A 9,581-nucleotide genomic window follows, 5' to 3' on the forward strand; every position below is an offset into this window, starting at 1 on the left:
GGGACGACGAAATCGAATTCTAACGAATGACCGATTTCTGTCCCACTCTCTTTTTACTTATCACTATGTAGCGTATACATAAGGGGGAAAACATGTTACAATAGAAAAAAAGTTTAAGGAGATGATGATGAAAAAGATTTTCAAATGGAGCATCCTAGCCGCTGCAACTCTCAGTCTAGCTGCTTGTGGTGCAACTTCTCAAAAAAATAATTCCCAGCAATCTAAGACCGAAAAGTCAGCGGGGACCTCAGCATCCGACGGCCAAGTAGAAGTCAGCCTCAAAGGAGGCCTATACATTAAGCCACCGGTTTTCAACCAATCAGAAGATGGGACTTATTTAGCAGTTCAATTGGAATTTAAAAATGTCTCCAAGGACTCTGTGAATGTGTCGGATTCTGATATTACTGTCTATGACTCATCAAATAACAAGGTCAAATTGAAAACAGCTATCGCAGATCAAAGTGAGGCCTTTCAATTGCTCAAGAGCGATCAGTTAGCCAAGGATAAGAAAGTCTCGGGTTACATCGTCTTTCCTGCTGAAAAAGGAAAAAAATACGAAATTCAGTACGAGCGCAAAACTTATAGCTCAGATAAAAAATCTAAGCCACTCAAATTTACGGTTGATTCTTCCAAATACGAGAACAAGGTAGAAAATGCTAGCGTTTTGGCAGATGAGTACATCAATCAAGTCTACTTTAGCGGGCAACGAAAAGTCGACAAGGATGATCAATTTGTCTTGGGGACGGACTTGAAAAAAGAGCGCAACGATTTTCGGGCCAAATTTGCATCGGACTTTACTCGTAAATTGCATGATTACCAATTCTCAAATGAAGAAGTGACCCAATTTATCGATGCCTATGAAAAAGAAAATGCCAAGCGGGCAAAATTGACCTACACGGTGAAAGAGTACCTTCCTGATAGAGTGGTGATCAGCTTAAATCCTGAAACGGTCAGCATGGAAAAAACCATTCTAAATCATATGCAAACCTTCTACCAAGAGCATCGCAAAGACTATCCAAATATCATTGAAGCCAATCAAGCTCAGAACAAAGTTTACCGAGAAGAAATGATGGCTTCGCTGAAAGATCGTCCGCTCATTACACCTGACCTCTATGATTTCCAATTGACCTTTGTCAAAAAAGACGGCAAGTGGGAAGTGGAAAAAGCCTACAATAGTGATAGCTTTATGGAAAAATTTGAAGGAAACCTATCCTAACAAGACCAACACTTCTGGGACCAGATCCAGAAGTGTTTTTTTGTTATAGTTCCTGACTATAACAAAGCCCAAAAAACAGGAATTAGACAGCACTACCGATTAGTGATAAAATAGTTTTATGTTTGAAAGGAGATGAGGCCCTGTGGCTTATTCTTATGAAGAGTTAGCAGAGATTCGCCACTACCTGCACCAGCATCCAGAATTATCGGGTCAAGAATACCAAACAACTGCCTTTTTACGAGAAAAGTTGGAGGACTTGGGAATCCGTGTTTTGGATAGTGGTCTGAAAACGGGTTTGATTGCAGAAATTGGGAAAGGCCGTCCAGTGGTGGCACTTCGGGCGGATATCGATGCTCTCCCCATTTTAGAACAAACAAACCTTCCCTACAAAAGTCAAAATCCTGGAGTCATGCATGCCTGTGGTCATGATTTTCATCAGACCAGCCTCTTGGGAGCTGCGGCCCTTCTCAAGGAAAAAGAAGACCAGCTAGAAGGGACCATTCGCTTGATCTTTCAGCCGGCAGAAGAAATTTCTGAAGGAGCGTCTGCAGTTTTAGCGACTGGATTGCTGGATGATGTAGAAGGAATTATTGGATTTCACAACATTCCCCAGCTAAAGGCAGGAAAACTTGCCATCAATTCTGGCGCCATGATGGCTGGAGTGGAAAAGTTCAAGGTCAGTGTGACGGGCGTTAGTAGCCATGCCGCTAGACCAGACTTAGGAGTTGATACTGTAACAGCCGTGACAACCATGGTTCAGAATTTACAGTTGTTGATATCCCGAACGGTTTCGCCTTTTGAGGCAGCGGTTTTATCCATTACACACCTAGATGTTGGTTCGACTTGGAATGTGCTTCCCAAATCAGGCTATTTTGAAGGAACCATTCGTTCTTTTAATCCGAGTGTGCAAAGAGACTTGAAGGCACATTTTATTTCCATCATTCGACACATTGCAGAAAGTCTGGAAGTAGATGTAGATTTTGAGTGGGGGGTGACCCCGCCCGTTACCTTTAATGATGAGGAACTGACGCGGGTAGTTTGGGAAGCTTCACAAGGTTTGGCTGAAGTGATCCCAGCGAACCCTTCTACAGCTGGAGAAGACTTCGCCTTTTACCAAGAGCGAATTCCTGGAGTCTTTGCCTTTATCGGTTCCAATGGAGAGCCGGATGCGCCAGACCTCCATCATGATCACATGACCATTGATGATGCAGCCTTTGAGGTATCGGTTCCCTATTATGTTGAAAATGCGCAAGCTTTATTGCGGTATTTTAAAGCCAAAGAAGTGTGATAAAGAAAAACTATCACCTTCATAAAAAATATATATTAGGCAAGTGAATGCTTTTCTGATAGAATAAAAAAATACTTTTAAAATGGCCTTTTATGTGCCTGAAACCCAAAAGGAGATCCTATGAATCTAAAAAAAGTGATTAAGTATTCTGCTTTAGGATTAGTTGCAGTCCTTGCAACCAGTGCTTTAGTAGCATGTTCATCTGGTAAATCAGCCAGTGGTAAGAAAACCATCGAAGTTGGGACGGTTGGAACAACCAAACCCTTCTCTTACGAAGAAAAAGACGGCAAGCTAACCGGTTATGAAATCGAAGTGTTGCGTGAAATCTTCAAAGGTTCAGACAAATATGAAGTAAACTTTAACAAAACAGAGTGGTCTTCAGTCTTTGCTGGCTTAGATAGTGACCGCTTCCAAATCGGTGCCAACAACATCAGCTACTCAAAAGAGCGGGAAGAAAAATACCTCTATCCAAATCCATATGCTCGCAATCCATTAGTATTGGTCGTGCCAAAAGATTCTTCTATTAAATCTTTGGATGATATTGGTGGTAAGAAAACAGAAGTTGTTCAAGGAACATCTACTGCTAAACAGTTAGAAGACTACAACAAAAAACATGCGGACAATCCGACAGAATTGAAGTATACGGATGGAACCATTCAAACCATCATGGCTAATCTAGCGGATGGTCGTACCGATTACAAGATCTTCGAACGGATCTCAGTGGATACCATCATTCGTGATCAAGGCTATGACAACTTGAAGGTTATCGAGCTTCCAAGCGACCAACAACCTTATGTGTATCCAATCATTGCAAAAGAAGATAAAGACCTTCAAAAATTTGTCAACAAACGCATCAAGGAACTCTATGACAATGGAACCCTTGAAAAATTGTCTAAGAAATACTTTGGTGGTTCTTACCTACCAGAAGCAAAAGATATTAAAGAATAATATTTAATTAAAGGAGATTTCAAAATGAAATTGAAAAAAATTCTTGGTTTAACAGCTCTTGCCGCTATCGCAACCTTCGCCCTTGCCGCTTGCGGCTCTTCAAAATCATCTAGCAAAGATGGTGAAACAACCGTTAAAGTGGGTGTCATGACTTTGAGCGACACCGAAAAAGCTCGTTGGGACCAAGTTCAAAAGAACTTGGATGATGCTAAAACAGGTATCAAATTGGAATTCACTCAATTTACAGACTACTCACAACCAAACGTGGCTGTAAAAGATGGTAGTGTCGATATCAATGCCTTCCAACACTACAACTTCCTTGATAACTGGAACTCTAAAAACGACAATGCCCTTGTCTCTGTAGGAGATACCTACATCGCACCAATCCGTCTATACTCTGGTACAGAAAACGGTAAAAACAAATACACTTCAATTAAAGAAATTCCTAAAGGTGGAACCATCGCTGTACCAAATGACCCAACAAATGAAAGCCGTGCCTTGTACGTCTTGCAATCATCTGGTTTGATTAAATTGGATACTAAAGATGGAAAATTGGCAAACGTGTCAAACATCAAAGAAAATCCAAAAGACTTGAAGATCTCTGAATTGGATGCTTCACAAACACCATCTGCTCTTCCATCAGTAGATGCTGCAGTGATCAACAATACCTTCGTTCGTGAAGCTGGTGTTGACTTCAAGAAAGCCATCTATATTGAAAAGAAAGATAACAACTCAAAACAATGGTACAATTTGATCGCAGCGAAGAAAGATTGGGAAAAATCTGATAAAGCAAAAGCAATCAAGGAAATCGTCAAAGCTTATCACAAAGACAATGTGAAAAAAGTAATTGAAGAGTCTTCAGAAGGTATGGACCAACCAGTCTTCTAAGAAAGAGACTCAAATGTATGAAATGAGGTGGAGAAGCAATTCTCTGCCTCTTATCGCGTATTAGGAGGAAGTCATGCCTGTTTCAACAGAAGCGGAACAAATCCGTAAATTTGAAAATGACGAAGTCGCCCAGCATTATTTTGAAGTTTTGCGGACCCTGATTTCAAAAAAATCTATCTTTGCCCAACAGATTGGGCTCAAGGAAGTGGCCAATTATTTAGGCGAAATCTTCACAGCTGCAGGTGCAAAAGTAGAAGTAGATGATAGCTACATAGCCCCCTTTGTCATTGCCAAATTTTTCTCCCCAAATCCAGATGCCAAGACCATTATTTTTTATAACCACTATGATACGGTGCCGGCTGATGACGACCAACCCTGGAGTGGGGATCCCTTCACCTTATCGGTTCATTATGGGACCATGTATGGTCGAGGAGTCGATGACGACAAAGGCCACATCACAGCCCGTCTCACAGCCCTTCGAAAATACATTCGTGAAAAGGGAAACTTACCAGTCAATATCACCTTTATCATCGAAGGAGCGGAAGAATCTGCATCAACCGACTTGGATAAATACTTGGCCAAACACAAGAAACATTTGCGTGGGGCAGACCTCCTAGTATGGGAACAAGGTACTCGAAACAACCAAGGACAGTTGGAAATTTCTGGTGGTAGCAAGGGAATCGTCACCTTTGATATGGTGGTAAAGAGTGCAGAGGTGGACATCCATTCCAGCTATGGCGGTGTTGTAGACTCGGCTTCCTGGTACTTGTTAAATGCCATTGCAAGCCTCAGAGATGCCCAAGGTCGCATCTTGGTGGAAGGTATTTACGAGCAAATCCAAGAACCGAACGAACGTGAATTGGCCTTGATCGAGCAATATGCCAATAAGGGTCCAGCAGACGTGGCTGAAACCTATGGCTTGACCCTTCCGGTCCTACAGGAAGATCGCAAGGAATTCTTACGCCGCTTTTATTTTGAACCAGCTCTTAATATCGAAGGGATCAGCTCTGGCTATCAAGGTCAAGGTGTCAAGACCATTCTTCCGGCAGAGGCACGTGCCAAGATGGAGGTACGCTTGGTTCCAGGACTGGATCCTAAAGATGTTCTAGAGAAGATCAAGCAGCAATTGAAGAAAAATGGTTATGATCAGGTCGAATTGGTCTATACTCTCGGTGAAATGAGTTACCGAAGTGATATGAGTGCCCCATCGATTTTAAATGTCATTCGGTTGGCCAAAGATTTCTATAGAGAAGGAGTTTCTGTTCTTCCAACAACAGCGGGAACAGGGCCCATGCATACGGTATTTGAAGCTTTGGAAGTACCAATGGCGGCCTTTGGAATCGGCAATGCCAATAGTCATGATCATGGGGGCGATGAAAATGTGAAAATCGCCGATTATTACACCCATATTGAATTGATAAAGGAGTTAATAGCAAGTTATGAGTAAAGCAATGATTCAGCTGGATCACATTGATGTGACCTTCCAGCAAAAGAAACGTCAGATCCAAGCCGTCAAAGATGTGACCATTCATATTAATGAAGGCGATATCTATGGGATTGTAGGGTATTCCGGAGCCGGGAAATCGACCTTGGTTCGGGTCATCAATCTCTTGCAAGTGCCTAGCGCCGGAACCATTACTGTGGATGGAGATGTGATTTATCAAGATCAGGTGACCCTAAAACCAGCTGCCCTAAGAGAGAAACGTCGGGATATCGGGATGATCTTCCAACACTTTAACCTGATGGCCCAAATGACGGTCGCAGAAAATGTGGCCTTTGCTCTTAAACATTCTAAATTAAACAAAGAACAAAAGAATGAGAAAGTGGCCAAATTGTTGGAACTAGTTGGTCTAGCTGACCGTTCTGAAAATTACCCAGCCCAATTGTCTGGTGGACAAAAGCAACGGGTAGCGATTGCGCGTGCCTTGGCTAATGATCCAAAAATCTTGATCTCTGATGAATCAACTTCCGCCTTGGATCCAAAGACGACCAAGCAAATTCTAGCTTTGCTCCAAGAGTTGAATAAAAAACTCGGCTTAACCATTGTCTTAATCACTCACGAAATGCAAATTGTCAAGGATATTGCCAATCGAGTCGCCGTCATGCAAAATGGTGAATTGATCGAAGAGGGCTCTGTTTTAGAGATCTTCTCCAATCCGAAAAATACCTTGACCCAAGACTTCATCACAGTTGCAACAGGGATCGATGAAGCCATGGTCAAAATCAACCAACAAGCGATTGTCAAGAACTTACCTGAGGACTCGATTTTAGCACATCTCAAGTATGCTGGATCTGTGACAGATACCGCCATCATCAATGATATATACAAACAATACCAAGTATCTGCCAATATCTTATTTGGAAATATCGAGATTCTTGACAACACTCCAGTTGGGGAATTGGTGGTCATCTTATCAGGTGAAAATCAAAATCTAGAAACTGCTAAAACAGAATTAGAAAACGCAGGCGTTGCAGTGACTATTGTGAAAGATGGGAGAAAAGCATGATTGAATTGATTCAAACCTATTTACCAAATGTTTATAAACTAGGCTGGTCTAGCCAATATGGATGGGGAACCGCCATCTACCTGACCCTGTATATGACAGTTATTTCCTTCATTATTGGTGGATTTTTAGGCTTGGTGACCGGACTATTATTGGTCTTGACGCGACCTGGGGGTGTCATCGAAAATAAAATCGTCTTCCAAATTCTGGATAAGATTACTTCCTTGTTCCGTGCCATTCCCTTCATTATCTTGTTGGCCTTTATTAACCCAGTGACCTACTTGCTCTTGAAAAATACCATTGGCCCTACAGCAGCCCTTGTTCCACTTTCCTTAGCGGTCTTTCCATTCTTTGCCCGCCAAGTCCAAGTTGTCTTGTCCGAATTGGATGGAGGCGTGATTGAAGCTGCCCAAGCCAGTGGGGCAACCTTCTGGGATATTGTGGGAGTCTACCTTCGTGAAGGGCTTCCAGATTTGATCCGTGTGACCACCGTGACCATCATTTCCTTAATCGGAGAAACTGCCATGGCGGGTGCCGTTGGTGCAGGAGGACTAGGAACCTTAGCCATCAACTATGGGAAAAATATGTTTAACAACGATGTCATCTTTGTTGCGACTCTATTGATTCTCATCCTCATCGTTTTGGTTCAATTTTTCGGCGACTTTCTTTCAAAGAAAATCAGCCACCGTTAGGATCAGTGTCCTATGAATAGACTAAATGTGAATCAGATGAAACAAGTTGGAGCCTTCATTCTCCTCTATTTCCTAGCGATTGGACTGGGTGTTATCCTGAGCAATCTAGTCGATCACCAAGGAAATATGTTTTACGCTCCAGCTTTCTCAGCCCTCATTGGCGGTCCCATTTACCGCTATTACCTGGAAAGAATCAAAGCCATTGGCGCTGTCTTTCTAGTTGGTTGCGTGATCGGATCCTTTTTCCTCTTTTCACGTCATGGTGCAGGAGCCTTTGTTCCAGCCTTGATAGCAGGGAGTTTTGCGGAGATGGTCGCATCAAGTGGTCGTTTTCGCTCGGGTTTGCGAAATGCCTTGTCTTTTCTTATTTTCGCCTTTGCGACGACAGGGCCCATCCTGATGATGTGGTTTTATCCGACAAGTTACCGCATGTCTTTATTGGATCGTGGAAAATCGATAGACTACGTCAATCGGGTGATGGTATCACCAGATCTAGCGACCATCACTTGGTTTGTCCTCACGGTCATATTGGGTGCTGGATTAGGATGGGGACTATCGAACTTCCTTCTTCCATTATTGGACAAAAAAGGAGATAAAGATGCACAATAATTTACTAGTTCTTCAGTCAGACTTTGGTTTGGTGGATGGAGCAGTATCCGCTATGATTGGGGTTGCTTTAGAAGAATCGCCAACCCTTAAAATTCACCACTTAACTCATGATATTACCCCCTACAATATCTTTGAAGGGAGTTACCGTCTCTTTCAGACAGTAGATTACTGGCCAGAAGGGACAACCTTTGTTTCGGTGGTCGATCCTGGTGTCGGTTCCAAACGAAAGAGTGTCGTAGCTAAAACGGCGAAAAATCAATACATTGTCACTCCGGATAATGGCACTCTCTCTTTTATCAAGAAACATGTAGGGATTGTTGCTATCCGTGAGATTTCAGAAGTGAAGAATCGTCGAGCTAATACAGAGTTTTCTTATACCTTCCATGGGCGTGATGTCTACGCCTATACTGGGGCTAAGTTGGCCAGTGGCCATATTAGTTTTGAAGACGTCGGACCAGAACTCAGTGTCGAACATATTGTGGAAATCCCAGTGGTTGAGACAGTTCTTGAGGACAATCTTGTTAAAGGTGCGGTTGACATTTTAGATGTGCGCTTTGGTTCTCTTTGGACTTCCATTACTCGGGAAGAGTTCAATCATTTGTCACCTGAATTTGGGGAACGTTTTGAAGTAACCATCTATAACAATGACATGCTGGTTTACCAAAACCAAGTAACCTACGGTAAGTCTTTCGCCGATGTGCGAATTGGACAGCCAATCCTTTATATCAATTCCCTTTATCGTGTTGGTCTTGCCATCAACCAGGGATCCTTTGCCAAGGCCTATAATGTAGGAGTTGGGGCTTCTTGGCATATCGAGATTAGAAAAATGGAAAATTAATAGGAGATATCAGAATGAAACAGAAATCATTATTTTCAATTAAAGATGTTGTAGCTATTGGGGTTGGAGCAGCCCTCTTTGTCGTGATTGCTATGTTGCAAATCCCTGCACCTGCACCGAATACGAGCATTCAGTTGCAATATGCCCTTCAAGCTCTCTTTAGTGTAGTTTTTGGTCCGATTGTCGGTTTCTTAATCGGCTTGATTGGTCATGCCATTAAGGATGCTATGTCAGGTGGTCTTTGGTGGACTTGGATCATTTCAAGTGGTTTGTTTGGACTCTTTGTTGGTTTCTTCCGCAAACAAATCGGTGAATTCAAAGGGGAAGTGACAAAGAAAGAATTAATTGTCTTTAACATCGTTCAAATCGTATCCAACCTTGTGATCTGGGGCTTGATTGCTCCGGTTGGAGATGTCTTGATCTACAAGGAAAGTGCCAATAAAGTCTTCCTACAAGGTGTTGTTGCGGGTTCTTTTAATGCATTAACAGTGGCTGTTGCAGGTTCTCTTCTCTTGATCGCTTATGCACGGACTCAAACAAAAGATGGAAGTTTGACCAAAGATTAAATGTACAGAAGATAAGAGAGTGGGACAGAAAT

At 42.4% G+C, this 9,581-nt stretch carries 10 protein-coding genes; all 10 read left to right on the forward strand.

The window, feature by feature from the left end; translation table 11 throughout:
• Nucleotides 1-127 precede the first annotated feature (127 nt).
• The 10 genes from BTU61_RS04440 (at nt 128) to BTU61_RS04485 (ending at nt 9,549) form a co-directional block, all read left to right on the forward strand.
• The gene (locus BTU61_RS04440; RefSeq protein ID WP_234700085.1) at nt 128-1,216 is read left to right on the forward strand and encodes a DUF4352 domain-containing protein; all 1,089 of its coding nucleotides are present in this window, start codon (nt 128-130) and stop codon (nt 1,214-1,216) included.
• A 142-nt stretch (nt 1,217-1,358) separates the two neighbouring features.
• Complete coding sequence (locus BTU61_RS04445) at nt 1,359-2,504, forward strand: amidohydrolase (protein WP_200772494.1); 1,146 nt, start codon at nt 1,359-1,361, stop codon at nt 2,502-2,504.
• Between the two features lie 120 nt (nt 2,505-2,624).
• Nucleotides 2,625-3,452, forward strand: a complete 828-nt coding sequence (locus tag BTU61_RS04450) for an amino acid ABC transporter substrate-binding protein (protein ID WP_200772495.1) — start codon at nt 2,625-2,627, stop codon at nt 3,450-3,452.
• A gap of 24 nt (nt 3,453-3,476) precedes the next feature.
• Nucleotides 3,477-4,340 carry a MetQ/NlpA family ABC transporter substrate-binding protein gene (locus BTU61_RS04455; RefSeq protein WP_200772496.1) on the forward strand — a complete coding sequence of 288 codons (864 nt, stop codon included), beginning with the start codon at nt 3,477-3,479 and terminating at the stop codon, nt 4,338-4,340.
• A gap of 73 nt (nt 4,341-4,413) precedes the next feature.
• Complete coding sequence (locus BTU61_RS04460; RefSeq protein WP_200772497.1) at nt 4,414-5,787, forward strand: M20/M25/M40 family metallo-hydrolase; 1,374 nt, start codon at nt 4,414-4,416, stop codon at nt 5,785-5,787.
• Nucleotides 5,780-6,847: a methionine ABC transporter ATP-binding protein gene (locus BTU61_RS04465; RefSeq protein ID WP_200772498.1), complete on the forward strand. Its 1,068-nt coding sequence runs from the start codon at nt 5,780-5,782 to the stop codon at nt 6,845-6,847. The genes BTU61_RS04460 and BTU61_RS04465 overlap by 8 nt, the downstream gene beginning before the upstream one ends.
• A complete protein-coding gene (locus BTU61_RS04470; RefSeq protein WP_200772499.1) occupies nt 6,844-7,536 on the forward strand; it encodes a methionine ABC transporter permease in 693 nt (230 codons plus the stop codon). The genes BTU61_RS04465 and BTU61_RS04470 overlap by 4 nt, the downstream gene beginning before the upstream one ends.
• A 12-nt stretch (nt 7,537-7,548) precedes the next feature.
• Nucleotides 7,549-8,145 (forward strand): MptD family putative ECF transporter S component, encoded by a 597-nt coding sequence (locus tag BTU61_RS04475; protein WP_200772500.1) that lies wholly within the window; start codon nt 7,549-7,551, stop codon nt 8,143-8,145.
• A complete protein-coding gene (locus BTU61_RS04480; RefSeq protein ID WP_070449864.1) occupies nt 8,135-8,983 on the forward strand; it encodes an SAM hydrolase/SAM-dependent halogenase family protein in 849 nt (282 codons plus the stop codon). The genes BTU61_RS04475 and BTU61_RS04480 overlap by 11 nt, the downstream gene beginning before the upstream one ends.
• Nucleotides 8,984-8,997: 14 nt before the next feature.
• Nucleotides 8,998-9,549, forward strand: coding sequence for an ECF-type riboflavin transporter substrate-binding protein (locus tag BTU61_RS04485; protein ID WP_049472837.1), 552 nt, complete (start codon nt 8,998-9,000; stop codon nt 9,547-9,549).
• Nucleotides 9,550-9,581 lie beyond the last annotated feature (32 nt).

Origin of the sequence: Streptococcus lactarius, from assembly GCF_016642265.1 — a bacterium.
GTDB lineage: Bacteria > Bacillota > Bacilli > Lactobacillales > Streptococcaceae > Streptococcus > Streptococcus lactarius.